Source organism: Arthrobacter sp. MYb213, assembly GCF_002979915.1.
Taxonomy (GTDB): Bacteria; Actinomycetota; Actinomycetes; order Actinomycetales; family Micrococcaceae; genus Glutamicibacter.
Genome location: NZ_PCQA01000002.1, coordinates 276,148 through 297,769, shown reverse-complemented (window position 1 = coordinate 297,769; position 21,622 = coordinate 276,148). Strand labels below are relative to the sequence as shown.

General features: G+C 55.7%; 28 protein-coding genes. 27 read left to right on the top strand and 1 reads right to left on the bottom strand.

Going from position 1 to position 21,622, the window contains the following annotated elements; genetic code table 11:
• The first annotated feature begins 67 nt into the window (after window positions 1-67).
• From rpsL to CQ011_RS05680, 18 genes are all read left to right on the top strand, one after another.
• A complete protein-coding gene (gene rpsL, locus CQ011_RS05765) occupies window positions 68-442 on the top strand; it encodes a 30S ribosomal protein S12 (RefSeq protein WP_047119685.1) in 375 nt (124 codons plus the stop codon).
• Complete coding sequence (rpsG, locus tag CQ011_RS05760; RefSeq protein WP_096256908.1) at window positions 442-912, top strand: 30S ribosomal protein S7; 471 nt, start codon at window positions 442-444, stop codon at window positions 910-912. The genes rpsL and rpsG overlap by 1 nt, the downstream gene beginning before the upstream one ends.
• Before the next feature lie 69 nt (window positions 913-981).
• On the top strand, window positions 982-3,096 hold the full coding sequence (gene fusA / locus CQ011_RS05755) for an elongation factor G (protein ID WP_105675524.1): 2,115 nt from the start codon (window positions 982-984) through the stop codon (window positions 3,094-3,096).
• Between the two features lie 243 nt (window positions 3,097-3,339).
• The gene (tuf, locus tag CQ011_RS05750) at window positions 3,340-4,530 is read left to right on the top strand and encodes an elongation factor Tu (RefSeq protein ID WP_105675522.1); all 1,191 of its coding nucleotides are present in this window, start codon (window positions 3,340-3,342) and stop codon (window positions 4,528-4,530) included.
• 176 nt (window positions 4,531-4,706) lie between these two features.
• The gene (locus CQ011_RS05745; protein WP_105675520.1) at window positions 4,707-8,405 is read left to right on the top strand and encodes a hypothetical protein; all 3,699 of its coding nucleotides are present in this window, start codon (window positions 4,707-4,709) and stop codon (window positions 8,403-8,405) included.
• 398 nt (window positions 8,406-8,803) lie between these two features.
• On the top strand, window positions 8,804-9,112 hold the full coding sequence (gene rpsJ / locus CQ011_RS05740) for a 30S ribosomal protein S10 (protein ID WP_013349689.1): 309 nt from the start codon (window positions 8,804-8,806) through the stop codon (window positions 9,110-9,112).
• A 20-nt stretch (window positions 9,113-9,132) separates the two neighbouring features.
• A complete protein-coding gene (gene rplC, locus CQ011_RS05735) occupies window positions 9,133-9,783 on the top strand; it encodes a 50S ribosomal protein L3 (protein ID WP_096256903.1) in 651 nt (216 codons plus the stop codon).
• Between the two features lie 4 nt (window positions 9,784-9,787).
• A complete protein-coding gene (rplD, locus tag CQ011_RS05730) occupies window positions 9,788-10,390 on the top strand; it encodes a 50S ribosomal protein L4 (protein ID WP_105675518.1) in 603 nt (200 codons plus the stop codon).
• Window positions 10,390-10,692, top strand: a complete 303-nt coding sequence (gene rplW, locus CQ011_RS05725) for a 50S ribosomal protein L23 (protein ID WP_105675516.1) — start codon at window positions 10,390-10,392, stop codon at window positions 10,690-10,692. Before rplD ends, rplW begins: the two co-directional genes overlap by 1 nt.
• Before the next feature lie 31 nt (window positions 10,693-10,723).
• On the top strand, window positions 10,724-11,563 hold the full coding sequence (gene rplB, locus CQ011_RS05720) for a 50S ribosomal protein L2 (protein WP_096256900.1): 840 nt from the start codon (window positions 10,724-10,726) through the stop codon (window positions 11,561-11,563).
• A 12-nt stretch (window positions 11,564-11,575) separates the two neighbouring features.
• On the top strand, window positions 11,576-11,857 hold the full coding sequence (gene rpsS, locus CQ011_RS05715) for a 30S ribosomal protein S19 (protein WP_096256899.1): 282 nt from the start codon (window positions 11,576-11,578) through the stop codon (window positions 11,855-11,857).
• A 59-nt stretch (window positions 11,858-11,916) separates the two neighbouring features.
• On the top strand, window positions 11,917-12,282 hold the full coding sequence (gene rplV, locus CQ011_RS05710) for a 50S ribosomal protein L22 (protein ID WP_096256898.1): 366 nt from the start codon (window positions 11,917-11,919) through the stop codon (window positions 12,280-12,282).
• A complete protein-coding gene (gene rpsC, locus CQ011_RS05705; protein WP_096256897.1) occupies window positions 12,283-13,074 on the top strand; it encodes a 30S ribosomal protein S3 in 792 nt (263 codons plus the stop codon).
• Window positions 13,075-13,491, top strand: coding sequence for a 50S ribosomal protein L16 (gene rplP, locus CQ011_RS05700; protein ID WP_096256896.1), 417 nt, complete (start codon window positions 13,075-13,077; stop codon window positions 13,489-13,491).
• A 2-nt stretch (window positions 13,492-13,493) separates the two neighbouring features.
• Window positions 13,494-13,763: a 50S ribosomal protein L29 gene (gene rpmC, locus CQ011_RS05695; RefSeq protein ID WP_105675514.1), complete on the top strand. Its 270-nt coding sequence runs from the start codon at window positions 13,494-13,496 to the stop codon at window positions 13,761-13,763.
• Window positions 13,763-14,050 (top strand): 30S ribosomal protein S17, encoded by a 288-nt coding sequence (gene rpsQ, locus CQ011_RS05690; protein WP_096256894.1) that lies wholly within the window; start codon window positions 13,763-13,765, stop codon window positions 14,048-14,050. The genes rpmC and rpsQ overlap by 1 nt, the downstream gene beginning before the upstream one ends.
• Window positions 14,051-14,246: 196 nt before the next feature.
• The gene (locus CQ011_RS05685) at window positions 14,247-14,576 is read left to right on the top strand and encodes a GIY-YIG nuclease family protein (RefSeq protein ID WP_105675512.1); all 330 of its coding nucleotides are present in this window, start codon (window positions 14,247-14,249) and stop codon (window positions 14,574-14,576) included.
• 178 nt (window positions 14,577-14,754) lie between these two features.
• Complete coding sequence (locus CQ011_RS05680; RefSeq protein ID WP_105675510.1) at window positions 14,755-15,216, top strand: hypothetical protein; 462 nt, start codon at window positions 14,755-14,757, stop codon at window positions 15,214-15,216.
• Window positions 15,217-15,533: 317 nt separating this feature from the next.
• Here the strand turns inward: CQ011_RS05680 and CQ011_RS05675 are convergent, their stop codons facing one another.
• Window positions 15,534-16,304 (bottom strand): AraC family transcriptional regulator, encoded by a 771-nt coding sequence (locus CQ011_RS05675; protein ID WP_286161103.1) that lies wholly within the window; start codon window positions 16,302-16,304, stop codon window positions 15,534-15,536.
• Between the two features lie 115 nt (window positions 16,305-16,419).
• Between CQ011_RS05675 and CQ011_RS05670 the strand changes: the two genes are divergently transcribed.
• The 9 genes from CQ011_RS05670 (at window position 16,420) to rpsE (ending at window position 21,620) form a co-directional block, all read left to right on the top strand.
• Window positions 16,420-16,929, top strand: coding sequence for a VOC family protein (locus CQ011_RS05670; RefSeq protein WP_105675506.1), 510 nt, complete (start codon window positions 16,420-16,422; stop codon window positions 16,927-16,929).
• A gap of 27 nt (window positions 16,930-16,956) precedes the next feature.
• Entirely contained in the window at window positions 16,957-17,901 is a 945-nt protein-coding gene (locus CQ011_RS05665) for an endonuclease/exonuclease/phosphatase family protein (protein ID WP_105675504.1), read from the top strand.
• A gap of 334 nt (window positions 17,902-18,235) precedes the next feature.
• Window positions 18,236-18,607: a 50S ribosomal protein L14 gene (rplN, locus tag CQ011_RS05660; protein ID WP_096256889.1), complete on the top strand. Its 372-nt coding sequence runs from the start codon at window positions 18,236-18,238 to the stop codon at window positions 18,605-18,607.
• A gap of 2 nt (window positions 18,608-18,609) precedes the next feature.
• Window positions 18,610-18,954 carry a 50S ribosomal protein L24 gene (gene rplX, locus CQ011_RS05655; RefSeq protein WP_096256888.1) on the top strand — a complete coding sequence of 115 codons (345 nt, stop codon included), beginning with the start codon at window positions 18,610-18,612 and terminating at the stop codon, window positions 18,952-18,954.
• Window positions 18,954-19,523: a 50S ribosomal protein L5 gene (rplE, locus tag CQ011_RS05650; RefSeq protein ID WP_105675502.1), complete on the top strand. Its 570-nt coding sequence runs from the start codon at window positions 18,954-18,956 to the stop codon at window positions 19,521-19,523. The genes rplX and rplE overlap by 1 nt, the downstream gene beginning before the upstream one ends.
• A 57-nt stretch (window positions 19,524-19,580) precedes the next feature.
• The gene (rpsH, locus tag CQ011_RS05645) at window positions 19,581-19,979 is read left to right on the top strand and encodes a 30S ribosomal protein S8 (protein ID WP_096256886.1); all 399 of its coding nucleotides are present in this window, start codon (window positions 19,581-19,583) and stop codon (window positions 19,977-19,979) included.
• 20 nt (window positions 19,980-19,999) lie between these two features.
• On the top strand, window positions 20,000-20,536 hold the full coding sequence (gene rplF / locus CQ011_RS05640; RefSeq protein WP_105675500.1) for a 50S ribosomal protein L6: 537 nt from the start codon (window positions 20,000-20,002) through the stop codon (window positions 20,534-20,536).
• A 2-nt stretch (window positions 20,537-20,538) separates the two neighbouring features.
• On the top strand, window positions 20,539-20,910 hold the full coding sequence (rplR, locus tag CQ011_RS05635; protein ID WP_096283652.1) for a 50S ribosomal protein L18: 372 nt from the start codon (window positions 20,539-20,541) through the stop codon (window positions 20,908-20,910).
• A gap of 29 nt (window positions 20,911-20,939) precedes the next feature.
• The gene (gene rpsE, locus CQ011_RS05630; RefSeq protein ID WP_181148030.1) at window positions 20,940-21,620 is read left to right on the top strand and encodes a 30S ribosomal protein S5; all 681 of its coding nucleotides are present in this window, start codon (window positions 20,940-20,942) and stop codon (window positions 21,618-21,620) included.
• Window positions 21,621-21,622 lie beyond the last annotated feature (2 nt).

The following is a 21,622-nucleotide window of genomic DNA, read 5'->3' as shown; positions in this document are numbered from 1 at the left end:
TCCATGATTTGGCAGATTCCTGTCCGGTTATGGTGCCGACAAACTTAGACAATGGAAGGACACGAAAGTGCCTACTATTCAGCAGCTGGTCCGTAAGGGCCGCTCGCCTAAGGTCGTCAAGACCAAGGCTCCTGCCCTCAAGGGCAACCCAATGCGCCGTGGCGTGTGCACTCGTGTGTACACCACCACCCCGAAGAAGCCTAACTCGGCTCTGCGTAAGGTCGCACGTGTGCGCCTTGCCGGTGGCATCGAAGTTACCGCTTACATTCCAGGTGTCGGACACAACCTGCAGGAACACTCCATCGTGCTCGTTCGCGGTGGTCGTGTAAAGGACCTTCCAGGTGTTCGTTACAAGATTGTACGTGGTGCTCTGGATACTCAGGGTGTTAAGGACCGCAAGCAGGCTCGTTCCCGCTACGGTGCAAAGAAGGATGGTAAGTAATGCCTCGTAAGGGTCCGGCGCCAAAGCGCCCACTAGTTTCTGATCCAGTCTTCGAATCCCCATTGGTCACTCAGCTGATCAACAAGGTTCTCGTAGACGGCAAGAAGTCCACTGCAGAGCGCATTGTTTACGGCGCACTCGAAGGTGCCGCTGCAAAGTCCGGCGCCGACGCTGTTTCGACTCTCAAGAAGGCCATGGATAACATCCGCCCGGCACTTGAGGTTCGCTCACGCCGCGTTGGTGGCGCGACCTACCAGGTTCCTGTTGAGGTCAAGCCAGGCCGTGCAACCGCACTAGCTCTTCGCTGGTTGGTTGGATACTCGAAGGCTCGTCGCGAGAAGACCATGATCGAACGTTTGATGAACGAGATCTTGGACGCCTCGAACGGTCTTGGTGCCGCTGTGAAGCGTCGCGAAGACACTCACAAGATGGCTGAGTCCAACAAGGCCTTCGCTCACTACCGCTGGTAAGAAACGCTTGGAAGTGCTGGGTGTCAACAGGCATCCAGCATTCCTTGCCTCACCTTTAAGGGAGACAACGTGGCACAGGACGTGCTTACTGACCTGAATAAGGTCCGAAATATCGGCATCATGGCCCACATCGATGCTGGTAAAACCACTACTACTGAGCGCATCCTTTTCTACACGGGTGTAAATCACAAGCTCGGCGAGACACACGATGGTGCCTCGACTACTGACTGGATGGAACAGGAAAAGGAACGCGGCATTACTATCACGTCTGCCGCCGTGACTTGCTTCTGGAACAACAACCAGATCAACATCATTGACACCCCTGGCCACGTTGACTTCACCGTTGAGGTGGAGCGCTCGCTTCGCGTGCTCGATGGCGCCGTTGCAGTATTTGATGGCAAGGAAGGCGTTGAGCCTCAGTCTGAGACCGTATGGCGTCAGGCTGACAAGTACAACGTTCCACGCATCTGCTTCGTCAACAAGATGGACAAGATGGGTGCAGACTTCTACTTCACCATCGATACCATCGTCAAGCGCCTAGGTGCTAAGCCATTGGTCATGCAGCTGCCTATCGGCTCCGAGCATGAATTCGTCGGTGTCGTTGACCTGATGACCATGAAGGCATTCATCTGGGAAGGCGACTCCAAGGGTGACGTCACCATGGGTGCCGCTTACGAGACTCGCGAAATTCCTGCAGACTTGCTGGAAAAGGCCGAGGAATACCGCGCCAAGCTGGTTGAGGATGTCGCTGAGGGCTCTGACGAGCTCATGGAGAAGTTCCTCGAAGGCGAAGAGATCAGCAATGACGAGCTCAAGGCCGGCATTCGCAAGATGGTCATCAACTCGGAGATCTACCCAGTTTACTGTGGTTCGGCCTTCAAGAACCGCGGCGTGCAGCCTATGCTCGACGCCGTGATTGACTTCCTGCCAAACCCAATGGACGTCGGCGTGACCATCGGTCACGATCCAAAGAACGAAGAAGTTGAGCTCACTCGCGAGCCTACCGAGGACGCACCGTTCTCGGCACTGGCTTTCAAGATTGCCGCTCACCCATTCTTCGGTCAGCTGAACTTCATCCGCGTTTACTCGGGTAAGGCAACTTCAGGAACTCAGTTGCTCAACTCGACGAAGCAGAAGAAGGAACGCGTTGGCAAGCTCTTCCAGATGCACGCCAACAAGGAACAGCCGGTAGACGAGATCCACGCAGGTCACATCTACGCCGTGATCGGCCTGAAGGATACCACCACCGGTGATACCCTTTGCGATCCAGCGAACCCGATTGTGCTTGAGTCGATGTCGTTCCCAGCACCAGTGATCTTCGTGGCCATCGAGCCTAAGACCAAGGGTGACCAGGAGAAGCTGTCGACCGCTATCCAGAAGCTGTCTGCAGAAGATCCAACCTTCACCGTTTCGTTGAACGATGACACCGGCCAGACCGAAATCGGCGGCATGGGCGAGCTTCACCTGGATATCCTGGTGGACCGCATGAAGCGCGAATTCCGCGTGGAAGCCAACGTTGGTAAGCCACAGGTTGCATACCGCGAAACCATCAAGACTGCTGTGGATAAGGTTGACTTTACCCACAAGAAGCAGACCGGTGGTTCGGGCCAGTTCGCAAAGGTCCAGGTTGCATTCGAACCTCTAGAGGTTGTCGACGGCGTGAACTACGAGTTCAAGAACGCTGTCACCGGTGGTCGTATTCCTCGTGAATACATTCCATCCATCGATGCCGGTATCCAGGACGCCATGCAGTACGGTATCCTCGCCGGTTACCCAATGGTTGGCGTGAAGGCTACCGTCCTTGACGGTGCTTACCACGATGTTGACTCCTCGGAAATGGCGTTCAAGATCGCTGGCTCACAGGTATTCAAGGAAGGCGCACGTCGCGCTCACCCAATCCTGCTTGAACCACTGATGAGCGTCGAAGTTCGTACCCCGGAAGAGTACATGGGCGACGTTATCGGCGACCTAAACTCCCGCCGTGGCTCGATCCAGGAAATGTCTGACGCAGCTGGCGTGAAGGTTATCAATGCCTCCGTGCCACTGTCGGAGATGTTCGGTTACATTGGTGACCTGCGTTCGAAGACCCAGGGTCGCGCAGTTTACTCGATGACCTTCAACAGCTACTCTGAGGTCCCGAAGGCAGTTGCCGAAGAGATCATCCAGAAGGCCCGCGGCGAGTAATCGTCTAGGAACCAAACTTGGCCGTGACCCCGCCCGTGTGGGGGAGTGGCCGATCGCGAAGCCGGCTTTATTGCCAATGAAGCCGGCCTCGCAAACGGCCAACGAGGGATTTGCATCACATGCAGGGCCCGCGCAGGACCGAAATTTTTATATTTATCCAAGCCCCCAGTAGACTAATTTCAGTTCGTTTGCGAACCGCGCAAACGAAAGTAAGTCTTCTGTAAACGTTTCTAGGAGGAACCTGTGGCAAAGGCAAAGTTCGAGCGGACCAAGCCGCACGTCAACATCGGCACCATTGGTCACGTTGACCACGGTAAGACCACGTTGACCGCTGCCATCTCCAAGGTACTTGCTGACAAGTACCCAGATGTCAACGAGCAGCGCGACTTCGCGTCGGTTGACTCGGCTCCAGAAGAGCGCCAGCGCGGTATTACTATCAATATCTCGCACGTTGAGTACCAGACCCCGAGCCGTCACTACGCACACGTAGACGCTCCAGGTCACGCTGACTATGTCAAGAACATGATCACCGGTGCTGCTCAGATGGACGGCGCAATCCTCGTGGTTGCCGCTACTGACGGCCCAATGGCTCAGACCCGCGAGCACGTTCTGCTGGCCCGCCAGGTTGGTGTTCCAACCTTGATGGTCGCACTGAACAAGTCGGACATGGTTGAGGACGAGGAGCTCCTAGAGCTCGTCGAGATGGAAGTTCGTGAACTTCTTTCCTCGCAGGGCTTCGATGGCGATGACGCTCCAGTGGTACGCGTTTCGGGCCTGAAGGCTCTGGAAGGCGATCCAGTATGGACCAAGTCCATCGAGGAACTGATGGATGCTGTCGATACCTACATCCCGAACCCAGTTCGTGATCGCGACAAGCCATTCCTGATGCCAATTGAAGACGTCTTCACCATCACCGGTCGCGGTACCGTTGTAACCGGTCGCGCCGAGCGTGGCACCCTGAAGATCAACTCGGAGGTCGAAGTTGTCGGCATCCGTCCGATCCAGAAGACCACCGTTACCGGTATCGAGATGTTCCACAAGCAGCTTGACGAAGCATGGGCCGGCGAGAACTGTGGCCTGCTGCTTCGCGGTCTGAAGCGCGACGATGTCGAGCGTGGACAGGTAATCGTAGCCCCAGGCTCGATCACCCCACACACCGGCTTCGATGCCAACGTCTACATCCTGTCGAAGGACGAAGGCGGACGTCACAACCCGTTCTACTCGAACTACCGTCCGCAGTTCTACTTCCGCACCACCGACGTCACCGGCGTCATCACGTTGCCAGAAGGCACCGAGATGGTTATGCCTGGCGACAACACCGAAATGTCGGTTGAGCTGATTCAGCCAATCGCCATGGAAGATGGCCTCGGCTTCGCTATCCGCGAAGGCGGCCGCACCGTTGGTTCGGGCAAGGTCACCAAGATCACCAAGTAGTTCGCTACTAATGATCTAGACCGACTGGTCTGACATAAAAGATCTCCACTACTTCTTCGGAAGTAGTGGAGATCTTTTTGCTTAATAACGAGTCTTACCTCGCAAGTATATCTAGACAGTGGTCTAATTGGATGAGTTGATATCCCGTTACGGGCTCATCTAGTTAAGGGCGAAGTATGTTCTGGTTCATCGTAGTGATCTTGCTCTTGGCGTTAAGCTTTTTCATTGGATATCGAGTCGGTCAAAAGAAGCAGTCCGGCGATGCCCAAGCAAAACAGCAGGCCTGGCAGGAAGGCTACAACGCCGCCACCAACTACGCCGCGCGCGAGGCCAAACAAGCAGCCCCGGTAGCCGTCCAGCTGCCACAGCCACCCAGCAACGCACCGCCAACAGTTCAACCACAAACCGAGTGGACAGCAAATGTTTCGGCGCAAAGTTCACCCGCCGGAGTTTATGCGCAGCCAACGCTCAAGCCTGCCGCTCCGCAAGCGCCAGCGCGTCCGGTCAAGGTCCTCACCGCACGCGAACGAGAACTACGCAATATCAACGTCACGCTGTACGTAGCGGCCCTGCTCATCGTGGCCGCCGCAGCACTCTTCCTCAGCTTCGCGTTGCCACCGCTTCCAAAACTTATCTCCCTGTTTGTGCTCGCCGCAGCCTTTTACGGCGTAGGCCTCTACGTACATGCGGCCAAGGAAAACCTTAAACCTGCTGCGAGTGCATTCGCCGGAACCGGACTAGCCTTACTTCCACTCGCGGGAATCGCCACCTATCAGACGCTGTCGCTTTCCGCCCCGGTGGTGTGGCTGATCTTCTCAGTCATTGGTACGCTCGCCGTCGGTTTTGCCACGATCCGCCTACGTTCACGAGTGCTCGCATGGATTGCAGTGTTCGTCTTGGTCTCCACCACCATGGCCTGCGCGGCTACGGTGCAACGCGGCATCTTGTTCTACCTACTTTTCTTGCTGCTCCTCTCGGTGCTCTTGCTCGTGCTGGCCGTGCGCAGCGAAAAGGTTCGCTCTTCTTTGTTCTATTCGGCGGTCTTCGCCACCGGGCAACTTCTGCCATTGTTAGTGCTCGGCCTGGCTTTGGTGATGTATAGCTCGTTGAACCCGCGCGATCTTCTCTGGGTCTTCTTCTTGGTCACCGCGCACCTGCTACTGACGATTGTGCTCATCGAGCGGTTCCGTTTGTACCGGCTCTACGCTGCCCGGGTGACCTTCATGCTGCTGATCTTTGCTACCGGTAATTACCTAGGCATGGAACCAGAATTTATTTGGGCAATTAGCGCAGTGCTGTGGGCCGGGCAGGCCTTAGCCGTCACACACTTCGCCCACGGCTACCGCCAGCTCTTTGTGGTTCCTGCCAGCTGGTGGCGTTCCGAACGCATTGCATTGTGGGCGTTGGTCGTTGGCTCAGCGCTCGTAGCCGTGACGCATCTTGCCGGACCGCAGGTGCCTTGGTGGTATGCGGTGTTATTGATTCCAGTCCTGCAGATATTCACGCTGAATGCACTACGCCAGCGAGGAAAGATTGAAGCCGTCGCCATTGTGCTGCTGGCGATACTAGCCATGACGGCCAGCGGCCTATTCGCCTGGCGTGTACTGCCGGCCTTGGCGGTAGCAATTATTGGCCTGACTCTTGCCTTCCGCAACGAAACACAGCGTCGCTGGCACCTCGTTCTGGACCTCACCCGCTGGCTTGGCGTATTGGTCTTCGGCGGTTTTGTGGGCCGGGCACTGCAAGAACTGCTCACTGGGTTTGGAGAACCAACGGGCGTAGCACAAGGCTATGGCCGCGCCGCAACGGTGTTCGAATCTTTGAACTTAGCCTGGGTGGTGGGTTTATGGCTGCCGCTCTTTGCGCTGTGGCTGCTCTCGACCCTTCGAAGCAAACGCCAGGTTCTGCCTACACGCGAACACCTCATTCATTTTGGTGCCTCGGTATTGCTTGCGGTGATAACGCTCAGCTACGTCGTGTCACTACAGAATCAGGTGGCCGGGCGGGAGGAAACGAGCTTCCTGACGCTGAGCGCAGGGACCTGGCTTGGGTTGGGGATCATCCTCGCGCTAGTCAATGTGATCCTGGCCGGCTGGCGCCTGGATAGTCGCGGCCAACAGCGAGATGCGCAACTACTGCGCATTATGGTGTTGGTGGCCAGTGCCGCGCTGCTGATGCTCAGTTTCCAAGGATCATTGCTCATCGTGGTGATTGTTGGACTGACAAATCTAGGCTTCTATCTACTCAATGCCCGCAAGGTCCACGCGCCACATTGGAAGACGGTCTATGCATCCGCCGCACAACTGACCTTCAGCGTGTGTATCTGGTGGTTCGCGAACTACCTATTGTTGGACTATTCCGGACGCTTTGCGCTGATGATAGTTTCAGTGATGCTTCCGCAACTGGTCCGCTTGTTCCTGGTGATGCGCGCCAAACGTCCGCTGAGCCTGGAAATGCGTTGGATTACCGTAGGCCTAGTCTGCCTGCTGCCCTTGGTCTTGCTCGTGGGCGACTTAGGCTTCGGACTGTATGACCGTGGCACTATGCTGCTCGGGATCAGTCTGTGGATTATTCACTCGGTGAAGGGCTTCTACGCACTGAGAAAACAAACGCAGCATGCAGAGTTCCTCTTATTCGCTACGGTGATTGGGCTGTGCGGGCTCATCTATCTCCAAGGTGTTCAAAGCTTCGAAGTAACCGGGTGGATTCACGGGCCGTGGTGGTCTGTGCAGGTGGCACAAATCTTGTTGCTCGCCGTGGCATTGCTGGCACTTGGCGCGCAATGGCCATTGCGGAATTCATCCACGCTGCGCTTCGCCCCGGTCTTTGGTACACTCTTTGCCTTGTTGACCATCGCTCTGGTCGCTGACGGTGCCGGCTGGATCGCGTTGGTGCTTCTAGTGAGCGCGGTACAACTCGGACTTTTGGTACATACCCGAAAGATCGCGTGGTTGGCGGCCGGATCCAGTGTGGCGCTGCTAGGCGCCATTGGCCAAGGCATTGGCTACTGGCGTGAAGGATCAAGCTTTAGCCTGCAACCGTGGATGGACCCGACCTGGCAGTTACTGCTCACCGCGATCTTGTTGCTGGTAATTTCGTTACTGCATGGCAGGTTCGCGGAGCAGGTGCCTCACTACCCACGCGATGTTCGCTTTTCCAAGGATGCTGCGGGACAAGCCGCCCGGGTTTATTTCGCGGCAATGATTCTCAGCACGGCAGTCGCAGGCTCGCTGATGCACTTCAACGATCTGCGCACCGCATGGATTATCGCCGGGGCGCTACTAATCTTTGTCGCCGGCGCCGTGATCAGGTTCTTCGAATTGCCTGCGCGCTTCGGGCTGTGGGGGAGCGACGCGCTCATAGCGCTGGCTGCGCTGTTGGCCTTTAGCAGTTATGTCCAGATTCGCCAGATGCCTGTTCTTAGTATCTTCTTCCTTTACTTCGCGGTGCTTGCGATTATTTTGGCTGCGCGGCACTTTGTGGGCAAACGAGGGCGCGCAGCCCACAAGTATGTGATTGTCGGTGCGGTCCTAGCCTCGCTCACGCAGATCAGTACCCTGATAGACGGTAATGGATTTGCGCAGGTCTTTAGCCTGTTCTTCTTTGCCGCGTTGATTGTCCTGGGACTGAAATTAGGACAGAAACGCTACATCTGGTGGGGTGCCATTGCCATTACTGTGGCCGTACTATGGTTCTTGCGTTACCTAGCCTTCCTCTGGCTGGTGCTTGCCGGGGTTGGCTTGATTGTGGCCGCGGTATTAAAGCTGGTCCGGGTGGAGCGCAAACCCCGGAGCGAGGAGCAGCCGGCCCAAAGTCACGCTGAGTTCGGTCAGGATGAAAATTCACGGCCAGATCAGGACAATTTGAACTCGTGAGGTCAAGATCACGGCGCTAAATCAGTACAAAAGATTTGCGCGAGGGCGGTCGACCTGTCAGACTAGATAAGTTGCTTGATTGCAACCCGATCCCCGCGAGGGGTAATCGGAATCGGTTTGTTCGACAGGGATCGACTCTCACGCAGGATAATGCCTGAGGTTCGGGATCGATACAACGGTGACAAACTATAAGACCTTCGCACAAAGTGAAAACTATGTCGGAATTGTCGTGACTGAAAATTTCACGACACGCCCGACCGCGGGGGTCGGAGCCACCTGCGGGTGAGGAACCCGGATCTAATCCGGATTCAGTCGCAGCGTAAGGCGTGCCGGTTCGCAAGAACCCGTATATAGGCACAGTAATTTTTGATAGTGCTAACAGGAAGAGGCATGACGCCATGGCGGGACAGAAAATCCGCATCCGGCTGAAGTCGTATGACCACGAGGTCATTGACGTTTCGGCCCGGAAGATCGTTGAGACGGTCACGCGCGCAGGCGCAACCGTAGTCGGCCCAGTGCCGCTGCCAACGGAAAAGAACGTGTACTGCGTTATCCGTTCGCCACACAAGTACAAAGACAGCCGTGAGCACTTCGAAATGCGCACGCACAAGCGTCTGATCGACATTGTTGATCCGACCCCGAAGGCCGTAGATTCGCTGATGCGTCTCGATCTGCCAGCGGATGTCAACATCGAAATCAAGCTTTAAGGGGAGGTGGCGAGAAAACTATGACCGCAACCCGCAATGTAAAGGGCCTGTTGGGCACGAAGCTCGGCATGACCCAGGTTTGGGATGAAAACAACATTCTGATCCCAGTCACCGTCGTGCAGGCTGACAGCAACGTTGTCACCAAGCTAGTTAATGCAGAACGTGACGGCTACACCGCAGTTCAGATCGGCTACGGCCAGATCGACCCACGCAAGGTCACCAAGCCACTGGCTGGTCACTTTGAAGCTGCCGGCGTGACCCCACGTCGTCACCTGGTGGAACTGCGTACCGAAGACGTCGCAGAGTACACCGCAGGACAGGAACTATCCGTAGAGCTGTTCAACGCTGGCCAGAAGGTCGATGTTGTTGGCACCTCGAAGGGTAAGGGTTTCGCTGGCGTTATGAAGCGTCACGGATTCCACGGTGCTCCTGCATCCCACGGTGCTCACAAGAACCACCGTAAGCCAGGTTCCATCGGCGGCGCATCGACCCCAGGTCGCGTCTTCCGTGGACAGAAGATGGCTGGTCGTATGGGTGCTGAGCGGGTAACCACTCAGAACCTGACCATTCACGCTATCGACGCTGAGAAGAACCTCCTGCTGATCAAGGGTGCCGTTCCAGGCGCTCGCGGTCGCGTCGTTCTCGTACGCACCGCCGTGAAGGGAGCATAAGTAAATGACTAAGGCACTTAACGTCGAACTGCCAGAGAGCATCTTCGCCGTACAGACCAACGTCCCACTGTTGCACCAGGTCGTTGTGGCTCAGCTTGCTGCCGCACGTCAGGGTACCCACAAGACCAAGGATCGCTCGGAAGTTTCCGGCGCCGGGCGTAAGCCACATGCTCAGAAGGGTACCGGCCGCGCCCGTCAGGGTTCGATCCGTGCTCCACACATGACCGGCGGTGGCATTGTCCACGGTCCAACCCCACGCGACTACTCGCAGCGTACCCCGAAGAAGATGAAGGCTGCTGCACTGCGCGGCGCTTTGTCTGATCGTGCACGCTTCGATCGTGTTCACGTGATCGAGAACCTGGTATCTGGCGAAACGCCATCGACCAAGGAAGCTCTGGCTACCTTGCGTTCGTTGACCGAACGTAAGAACCTGCTCGTCGTCATTGATCGCGCAAACGATGTTGCTGCCCTTTCGGTACGCAACCTTGATTCTGTGCACGTTCTATACGTCGACCAGTTGAACACCTACGATGTTCTGGTTTCGGATGACGTAGTCTTCACCAAGGCTGCCTTCGAAGCACTGGTCCAGAAGGAGGAAGCCAAGTAATGAGCATCTTCTCAAAGGCTCCGCACGACGTGGTCATCGCACCAGTCGTATCGGAAAAGAGCTACGGCCTAATCGATGAAGGTCAGTACACCTTCTTGGTTGACCCACGTTCAAACAAAGCGGAAATCAAGAATGCCGTTGAAGCTATCTTCAACGTCAAGGTTGAGTCCGTAAACACCATGAATCGAACCGGTAAGCGCAAGCGCACCAAATTCGGGTGGGGTTCACGCAAGGATACCAAGCGTGCAATCATCACTTTGAAAGAAGGATCGATTGACATCTTCGGCGGTCCGCTTTCCTAAGCGGAGACCACTTTAACGAGGAATTTAAATAATGGGAATTCGTAAGTACAAGCCAACTACCCCGGGCCTTCGTGGCTCGTCGGTAGCTGACTTCGCAGAAATCACCCGATCGACTCCGGAAAAGTCACTGGTTCGTCCACTCACCAAGACTGGCGGCCGTAACAACTCCGGTAAGATCACCACCCGACACAAGGGTGGCGGACACAAGCGTGCCTACCGCGTCATCGACTTCCGTCGTCATGACAAAGATGGCGTTCCGGCAACCGTTGCTCACATCGAGTACGATCCGAACCGCACCGCACGTATCGCTTTGCTCCACTACATTGATGGAACCAAGCGCTACATCGTGGCACCGAACAACCTCAAGCAGGGCGACAAGGTCGAGGCCGGCCCAGCAGCGGATATCAAGCCAGGTAACAACCTGCCGCTTCGTAACATCCCTGTTGGTTCAGTTATCCACGCTGTCGAGTTGCGCCCAGGCGGTGGCGCCAAAATGGCTCGCTCCGCTGGCTCATCGATCCAGCTTGTAGCTCGTGAAGGTCGCTTCGCGCAGTTGCGTCTGCCATCCGGCGAAATCCGCAACGTTGATGTGCGCTGCCGCGCAACCATCGGCGAAGTTGGTAACGCTGAGCAGATCAACATCAACTGGGGTAAGGCTGGCCGTATGCGCTGGAAGGGCGTTCGCCCAACCGTGCGTGGCGTTGCCATGAACCCAATTGATCACCCGCACGGTGGTGGCGAGGGTAAGACGTCCGGTGGACGTCACCCAGTCAACCCGAACGGTAAGCGCGAGGGTCGTACTCGTCGTCCAAATAAGGAAAGCGACAAGCTCATTGTGCGTCGTCGCAAGACCGGCAAGAACAAGCGATAGGAGCCTGGAAACATGCCACGCAGCCTGAAGAAAGGCCCCTTCGTCGATCAGCACCTCTTCCTCAAGGTCGAAGCTGAGAACGAAAAGGGCACCAAGAACGTCATCAAGACGTGGTCCCGCCGTTCGATGATCATCCCGGACATGCTGGGACACACCATCGCCGTGCACGACGGTCGTAAGCACATTCCTGTGTTTGTTACCGAATCAATGGTCGGTCACAAGCTCGGAGAGTTTGCACTGACCCGCACGTTCCGTGGCCACGTGAAGGACGACAAGAAGGGCAAGCGTCGCTAGGTCCCGCAAGGGATCTAGAGATGCTTAGCACTTCTTCGAAAGACGAGAGAAGGAAAGCAATGGAAGCCAAGGCAATTGCGCGCCATATCCGCGTGACGCCTATGAAGGCCCGGCGCGTCGTCAACCTTGTTCGTGGTCTACAGACGAACGAAGCGCTGGCTATCTTGAAGTTTGCCCCACAGGCAGCTTCGGAGCCAGTGTACAAGGTTGTCGCATCGGCAGTGGCTAACGCCCGTGCCGCCGCGGACCGCGCAGGTGAAGCATTCAATGAGGACGAGCTGATCATCAGCGAAGCGTTTGTTGACGAGGGACCGACCATGAAGCGGTTCCAGCCGCGAGCTCAGGGTCGCGCATTCCAGATCAAGAAGCGCACCAGCCACGTCACCGTGGTTGTTTCAACCCCGGAGAAGGGTGGGGAGAACTAAATGGGACAGAAGGTAAACCCGAACGGTTTCCGTCTCGGCATCACCACTGACCACGTTTCGCACTGGTTCGCCGATAGCAGCAAGCCAGGACAGCGCTACGCAGATTACGTAAAAGAAGACGTAAAAATCCGCGCATTGCTGTCTACCGGAATGGATCGTGCAGGCATTGCCCGCGTAGAGATCGAGCGTACTCGTGACCGTGTTCGTGTGGATATCCACACCGCACGTCCGGGCATCGTTATCGGTCGCCGCGGCGCCGAAGCAGATCGCATCCGTGGCGCACTGGAGAAGATGACAGCTAAGCAGGTTCAGCTGAACATCCTCGAGGTCAAGAACCCTGACATGGAGGCCCAGTTGGTCGCCCAGGGCATCGCCGAGCAGCTTGCTTCACGTGTGGCTTTCCGCCGCGCGATGAAGAAGGCAATGCAGTCGGCAATGCGCGCTGGTGCCAAGGGCATCCGCGTTCAGTGCTCCGGTCGACTTGGCGGTGCAGAAATGTCCCGCAAGGAGTTCTACCGCGAAGGTCGTGTGCCACTGCACACCCTGCGTGCGAACATCGACTTTGGTAAGTTCGAAGCCAAGACCACCTTCGGCCGTATCGGCGTGAAGGTTTGGATCTACAAGGGTGACGTAACCGCCAAGGAACTTGCTGCACAGCAGGCCGCTGCCGCTCCGGCACGCGGTGGCCGTGGTGGCGCTGGCAACGATCGTCCACGTGGTGGCGAGCGTCGTCGACGTCCAGAACGTAGCAAGGGCGCTGCAGCTCCGGCTGCGGAAGGAGGACAGGCTTAAATGCTTATCCCACGTCGAGTAAAGTTCCGTAAGCAGCACCACCCAAAGCGCTCCGGCGCTGCCAAGGGCGGAACCACTGTTTCATTCGGTGAATACGGCATTCAGGCTCTTACTCCTGCTTACGTGACCAACCGTCAGATCGAGGCAGCTCGTATCGCGATGACCCGTCACATCAAGCGTGGCGGTAAGGTCTGGATCAATATTTACCCAGACCGTCCACTGACGAAGAAGCCAGCCGAAACCCGCATGGGTTCCGGTAAGGGTTCCCCGGAGTGGTGGGTTGCCAACGTAAAGCCAGGACGCATCTTGTTTGAACTTGATGGCGTCTCCGAAGAGGTAGCTAAAGAGGCATTGCGCCTAGCAATCCACAAGCTGCCATTGAAGGCACGTATCGTGCGTCGTGAGGGTGGTGAATAGGGATGGCTATTGGTTCTAAGGATCTAAGCGTCGAGTCCCTGGACGGCTTCGATAATGCTCGTTTGAACGAGGAATTGAAGAAGGCCAAGGCAGAACTGTTCAACCTGCGTTTCCAGTCGGCTACCGGCCAGCTAGAAACTCACGGCAACTTGAAGACCATTAAGCGCGATATCGCACGCATTTACACTGTAATGCGTGAGCGTGAACTGGGTCTTCGTCAGGAAGTCGTTGTCCCGGTTGAAGAGACCAAGAAGGGCAAGGAAACCAAGTAATGAGCGAGAAGGATAACGTCGTGGATGCAGCTGTAGAGCGCAACGACCGCAAGACCCTCCGTGGTTACGTGGTTTCCGACAAAATGCAGAAGACCATCGTCGTTGACGTTGAGGACCGTGTTAAGCACGCCCTTTACGGCAAGGTTATGCGTCGCAACAAGAACGTGAAGGCTCACGACGAGAACAACGAAGCCGGCATTGGCGACTTGGTTGTAATCGCAGAGACTCGCCCATTGTCAGCAGACAAGAACTGGCGTCTCGTTGAGATCGTTGAGAAGGCTAAGTAAGCTTTCTTAGTGATTTCACGGATTACGTGAATATCTGAAAACGCCCCGAACACTTCGCAAGAAGAGTTCGGGGCGTTTTTCTATGCCTGTAAGTGTTGTCCCAGTTGTCGAACAGTAAGAAGGCGATAGCCAGTGCCCGCGTGTAACAGCCGGACTGCGGTGGAGTCCGCAAAATACGTCAAGTAGTGTCAATTAGATGAATGACATGAATAATGATCTTGCGGTCAAACAACCCGTTTTTCCAGAGCGCGTCGATCACGTGTATTGCATTTCAATTGACCCTTCGGAATGCGAACGTGAAGTTGTTTATATCGGTCAATCAGTGACGCCTGGCCGTGCTTTGAAGCATTTCAAAAGTCACAACAGCAAGTTGCAGCAACGCTTAGCAGGACACGAAGCATGGGGAATCAGCTTTCAGAACCTGAACGTAGCTTCAGCTGAAGATACCAATATATTTGAGAGCCTCGCTATCGATCTGGTTAAACATGATGGACGGTTTAATATATTAGCCAGCCAGCCCAAATGATAAAGGGCGATAAATATAACGGCACTTACTATCCTGTTGTCTTCACGCAGACAAATCACGCACTGTCATGCAAATCTGCGAAAAAAACCACATGGTCAGGCCGTACTCTCGGAACTATTGTCTACAAAGGCAAGACTTACTATGCTGATGCCTATGCTCCTGTACAGAAGGGGGTTCCATGCCGTCTCTAAGCAGCATCCTGACAAAAATCAAGATTCGCCTTGGCTCGAAATATTCAGAAGATCAGATGGTCTACGTCGTCTATGGGAAACAACCCAGCCCATTTCCAGACCTTGAATACAAAGAGCCAATAATTGCGATCGTGGCCAGTGAACGTGAATGCTTTGCGATTCAGGAAAAGTATCTAGACACTAAAGTCAGCTGGGAAGCTAGAAAGGTGCAGGGTGCCGAAAGCATAGACCTGGTAGATGGCTGCGTTTTGTATCTGACGCATACTACTTTGTCATCGTACGATGAGGACGCCGAAGGGAATCCAATCTTCGGGATCATGGAGAATCCACAGCCCACGGCTCTATTTTGCAGTCGGGACGCCGCTGAACAGCAAGCACCGGAACAATACCTGCACATCGTTACCCTCGGTGAAATAAACCTCCGTGGCGTCGGAGAGCTTTTGGAATAAGTGTCCAGCACCCTACGCCAATACCTGAAGTTGCCAGACATGACGGGGCCGCACCTACCAGGTGCGGTCGCTCTTCATGTTGCTTGCCACGTTGCAGGAGATGGTACCGGTTTAGATGCCTGCCTGACCCTATCCGCGTTGTCTCAACAAACTAATGTTTCTGAGTCAGAAACTCAATAGGTTCAGGCATGGCGGTCTCCTGGCTTTGAGTCCGAAATTCTTCCTCACAAAAATGTTCCATTTAGCCATGAGACCATGGGTTCCCGATCCAACCGCATAGTCAGTACTACACCCGGACCTGTCGCAGAACATTTCGTTTAGCTCAGTGGTGTCGACGGTTTCCGGTCCGTCGAGCCCGCTCGATAGGCGCTGGGAGTGAATCCGAGTAACTGTCGGAAATCCTTAGTCAGGTGTGCATGATCCGCATATTCGAGCTCTGCCGCAATCTGCGTGATGGACGTACTGGGATTCTCGCGTAGCCGCTGGGCCGCCTCTTGCAATCGGTATCTACGAATAATGGTGAGTGGCGTCAGCCCGACGTAGTCCGAAGAGAGCCGTTGTAAGCTGCGTACAGACAACCCCAGTGCCACGGCTAACTGGACAACATTGACGATATCCCGTCTCTGCGCCACTAAGTCCAACATCTTGTTGGCGGTAAGCCCATGCTGGTCTGTGATTCTCACCTTTTGCTCAAGCCATGCAGCAAGCAAGTCAACAGCTGAATTTAGTCTTTCCTGCGTGAAGGGCACGTCCATCAACTGACGCACAGGCTCTAATAATTGCTCAGCGGACAATGAAACTTCACTGCCTAAGACAGAGCGTGGTTCAACGCCGAAGCTACGGATGGAAGCAGGTAATAGCAACGCGGCCAGTACCCATCCGTTACCGGTCAGATCGCGGTGAGATGCACCGGTGGAAATTCCGGCGAGGGTGACCCCCGTTGGTTGGATGACGAGGTTCATGCAGGGGAAGGGAAGTAATTCTTGGCGTGAGGTCCGGCCCGGGGCAATATTCCAGCGGGCCACCCAGAACCAACCGACTCTGTCGCGTAAATGCTGTGGAGCGAGGATGCGTTGGAACTCTGGCAATCTAGCAGGATACAAAACGCCTCGACGATCGGCCGTGCTGTCCACAGGTGAGGACCTTTCAAAGTTGGCGTGAATCTACAAGTCCAAGGGTGCCACAGCTTCCTAGAGTGAAGATATGGAAAATCAAGAAGAAAATACCACCGGGGTCACCGGCGAATACACCACAGACGGGATACCGCTCGGTTCGACATCTTTGACACCTTTCTTGGCCATCAAAAACGCGGCTAATGCAGTCGAGTTTTATCGAGATGTCCTCGGTGCACGGATTGTGGACTGTACCGAGATTGGTGGAGTGATGGTGCACGCGGATCTCGATTTTGGCAATGGAAAACTTCAGCTGGGGGAGCCGAGCCCCGATTACGGTCTGATTGCGCCACCTGAGCCTCCGAACGCCTGTTATTCAATGGCGCTGTATTGCTCAAACGTTGATGATTTAGTAGCTCAGGCTCAAGCAGCGGGTGCCACCGTACGTGAGCCGGTGGCCACCTTCGTCTCCGGGGATCGTTTCGCGTCAATTATTGATCCTTTCGGAGTGCGTTGGTCACTTTTGAGCAGAGTGGTGGATCTTTCCGAGGCAGAGAGCAAGGAACGCGTTGCACGATGGGCGGCTGAGCAACAGGGTTAGCCGAGGTTGAACCGATAAAGTCGACATATGAGAAAAGACGGTCAGCACCAACAGAAGAACACTTTTTTGATTCTGTTGATCGTCATCTCAGCGCTCATCGTCGCTTTGCCTTACCAGCCCTGGTTGGCCGGCGGAATCATTCCTAAGGTGCAAGCCTTTGCCAGTTGGCTGTTGCTCATCCCGCTCGGGGCTTTGATTCTCAAGCTGTTGAAAAGGAAACGCAGGACCGCGGTTGTGTTTATGGTCCTGTTGGCTATCGGCCTTATTCCGCAGATGCACATAGCGCCAGCTGGGCAAAGCGAAACGACGGGTGAGTTACGCGTGCTGAGCTTCAACGCTTACCGCGCCGAAGCCAGCAGCAATGAACTGGCCGCGCTGATCAAAGAGGAACATCCTGACCTTTTGATCTTGGTGGAAACCAACGAGAGACTACATCAGGACTTAACTTCTCTTGGTGCGTTAAAAGGCCTGGACTTCAGAACGGCGCCGGCGCCAGCCGGGGGAGTGCGTGACACCGTGATCTTCTCCAAGAACCCGATGACCGAGATTGATTCGGGGCTTAGTGAGCGCGACACCGGATGGTTTGCCATGCCAACTGTTGAGGTCGATGTGGCACAGCAACGTGTACTGGTTGCCGGGGTGCACGTCTACCCGCCACTGAAAGATGCACAGCAGTGGCGCGAAGGTTTATCGGCCATCGATACGTGGGTTCACGCGCATCCGCAATCCCCAATGATTCTTGCCGGTGATTTCAACTCAACTAGCGGACACCGACTGTACCGAGATGCCGTTGCGGGTATGACCGAGGCAAGTGGCTTGCGCCCTCAATCGACGTGGCCTCAGGCAATGCTCTCGTTCCCGGTCTTAGAGATAGATCACATTCTCGGGAGGGGCGTGAGGTTCGCTCAAACGCGAGCCACACCGGTCACCGGTTCGGATCATCTTGCGGTGCATACGACCGCGCGGTTTTAATCCCCGAAATGACGCGGTAGATCCCGCTCTGGTGTGATCAACAACGCTCACTTTCGCCCTACCACACCATTTCTAAATGATGCCAATCTAGGCTAGACTTGAAAACCTGTGCGCGCTTCATTCGGGGACTATCCACCTTCGGTGTAGTGCAGTGCGGCCTGACACCGTCTTGCCGCGCAGTACAGCCTCGGTATTTTACGCCTCGGCCCTGCCAACAATTGGGATCAGCATTCGGTGCGCCCGCGTCGGTGGGGGTAAGCGATACGTATCGTGGAGACCATATCCGTTCCGCAAGGCTCATTTATGAGAACCAGCGAGACGACAGGAGTAAGCAGTGATTCAGAAAGAGTCGCGACTGAAGGTTGCCGATAACACTGGTGCTAAGGAAATCCTTACCATCAACGTGCTCGGTGGCTCCAAGCGTCGCTACGCAAGCATTGGTGACACTATTGTCGCCACCGTCAAGGATGCAATCCCAGGCGGCAACGTAAAGAAGGGTGACGTCGTTAAGGCTGTCATCGTTCGCACCAAGAAGGAAATCCGTCGTGCAGACGGTTCCTACATCAAGTTCGACGAGAACGCTGCAGTTATCCTCAAGGGTGACGCCGCAGATCCTCGCGGAACTCGTATCTTCGGCCCAGTGGGCCGCGAGCTTCGTGACAAGAAGTTCATGAAGATCGTTTCCCTGGCTCCGGAGGTGCTGTAAGCATGGGTGCAAAGATTAAGAAGGGTGATCTGGTTCAGATCATCTCGGGCAAGGAACGTGGCAAGCAGGGCAAGGTCCTGACTGTCATCACCGCCACTTCGCGCGTACTTGTTGAAGGCGTTAACCGCGTCACCAAGCACACCAAGGCCGGTCAGTCCGAAAACGGAACCACCTCCGGTGGCATCGAGGTTGTTGAGGCACCAGTTCACGTTTCTAACGTGGCAGTGGTTGACCCAGAAACCAAGAAGCCAACCCGCGTTGGTTTCCGTGAGGAAACTGTCGAAAAGAACGGTGTGTCCAAGACTGTGCGCGTCCGTTACGCCAAGGCTTCCGGAAAGGATCTGTAATGACTGAGACAGCCACCAAGATCCAGCCACGTCTGAAGGCTAAGTACGCCGCAGACATCCGCCCAGCATTGCTGGAGCAGTTCAGCTACGGCAACCCAATGCAGGTTCCAACCCTGACCAAGGTTGTTGTGAACATGGGTGTCGGCGAAGCCGCTAAGGATTCGAAGCTTATCGAAGGCGCCGTTCGCGATCTGACCGCAATTACCGGTCAGAAGCCAGTGGTTACCAAGGCTCGCAAGTCGATCGCACAGTTCAAGCTGCGCGAAGGCATGCCAATTGGTACTCACACCACCTTGCGTAATGATCGCATGTGGGAATTCGTTGATCGTTTGATCACCCTGGCACTACCTCGTATCCGCGACTTCCGCGGTCTGAGCGACCGTCAGTTCGATGGCAATGGTAACTACACTTTCGGTCTGACCGAACAGTCGATGTTCCATGAAATCGATCAGGACAAGATCGATCGCGTGCGCGGTATGGACATCACTGTGGTGACCACCGCCAAATCTGACGATGAAGGCCGTGCCTTGCTCAAGGCTCTGGGCTTCCCGTTCAAGACCTCCAACTAATCTCACTACGTTACAGGTCCGCTAAGGAAACCGTAACGAGGAAGGGCTGAAGCCCACATGTCTATGACAGATCCAGTCGCAGATATGCTGACTCGACTGCGTAACGCTAACTCGGCATACCACGACACTGTGTCGATGCCATCGAGCAAGCTCAAAGTACGCATTGCTAACATCCTCAAGGAACAGGGCTACATTGCCTCGTTCGAGGAAGTTGCAGCAGAAGTCGGCAAGACGCTGACCATCAACCTGAAGTTCGGCCCATCGCGTGAGCGTTCAATCGCTGGCGTACGCCGTATCTCCAAGCCAGGCTTGCGTGTATACGCAAAGTCCACCAACTTGCCTCACGTGCTCGGTGGTCTTGGTATCGCAATCCTGTCCACCTCCTCCGGTCTGCTTACTGACCGTCAGGCTGCAAAGAAGGGCGTAGGTGGGGAAGTCCTCGCCTACGTCTGGTAACGGGAAGGGAGCAACAGACAATGTCACGTATTGGACGTCTTCCGATCACCGTCCCAGCTAACGTTGAGATGACTGTGGATGGCCAGAAGGTCACCGCAAAGGGCCCGAAGGGTGAGCTTTCGCACACCGTTCAGGCACCTATCACCGTTGCTAAGGACGAGAACACCGTTACCGTGTCCCGCCCGAACGACAACCGCGAATCGCGCTCGTTGCACGGCTTGAACCGCACCCTGATCAATAACATGATCATCGGTGTGACCGAGGGATACGAAAAGAAGCTTGAAATTCACGGTACCGGTTACCGTGTGGTTGCCAAGGGTTCGGACCTGGAGCTTGCTCTGGGTTACTCGCACCCTGTCAAGGTAAGCGCCGTTGACGGCATCACCTTTACCGTTGAAGGCAACAACAAAATCACCATCGCTGGTATTGACAAGCAGCACGTCGGTGAAGTTGCCGCCAATATCCGCAAGCTGCGTAAGACCGAGCCTTACAAGGGCAAGGGCATTCGCTACGCTGGCGAGATCATCCGCCGCAAGGTCGGAAAGGCTGGTAAATAATTATGGCTATCGGAATCAAGGGCAAGAGCCGCTCCGCGTCACGCGGACGTCGTCACCTTCGTGTGCGCAAGCGCATCGTTGGTACCTCGGTACGCCCACGCCTGGTCATCAACCGCTCGGCTCGTCACATGTTCGTACAGATCGTGGACGACTCACAGGGTCTGACCCTGGCCAGCGCTTCGACCATGGAAGCAGATCTTCGCGCAAGCGATGCCGACAAGACCGCCAAGTCCAAGCGCGTTGGTGAGCTCGTTGCCGAGCGCGCCAAGGCTGCTGGGATCGAAGCAGTTGTCTTCGACCGCGGTGGCAACCGCTACCACGGTCGCGTGGCAGCTATTGCTGACGGCGCACGTGAAGGTGGGCTGGCACTGTGAGCGAAGCTACTAACAAGAAGGAAACTCAGGTGTCTGAAGCTACTGAAGCAGCCTCGACCGCTGCAGCTCCTGCCACGGAAAAGACCGGCGCCGCTCGCGGCGAAGGACGTGGACGTGGTGGAGAAGGCCGTGGCCGTGGCGAGGGTCGTGGCCGTGGCCGCGATTCGAAGGACAGCCGCAACGACGACAAGGACAAGTTCCTTGAGCGCGTTGTAGCTATCAACCGCGTATCCAAGGTCGTCAAGGGTGGTCGTCGCTTTAGCTTCACCGCACTTGTTGTTGTAGGTGACGGCGACGGAATGGTCGGCGTTGGCTACGGTAAGGCCAAGGAAGTTCCAGCAGCTATCGCTAAGGGCGTTGAAGAGGCTAAGAAGTCCTTCTTCCGCGTTCCACGCGTTGGCGGAACCATCCCACACCTGGTCAAGGGTGAGGCCGCCGCTGGCGTCGTCTTGCTCCGTCCAGCATCCCCGGGTACCGGCGTTATCGCCGGCGGTCCGGTGCGTGCCGTGTTGGAATGTGCTGGTATCCAGGACATCCTTTCGAAGTCGATGGGTTCAAGCAACCAGATCAACATCGTCAAGGGCACCATCGCCGCGCTAAAGGCTCTCGAAGAGCCTGCAGCAGTTGCAGCTCGCCGTGGTCTTCCACTGGACGAAGTTGCTCCAGCAGCTATGTTGCGTCACATCCAGACCCAGAAGGCTGGTGCTTAATC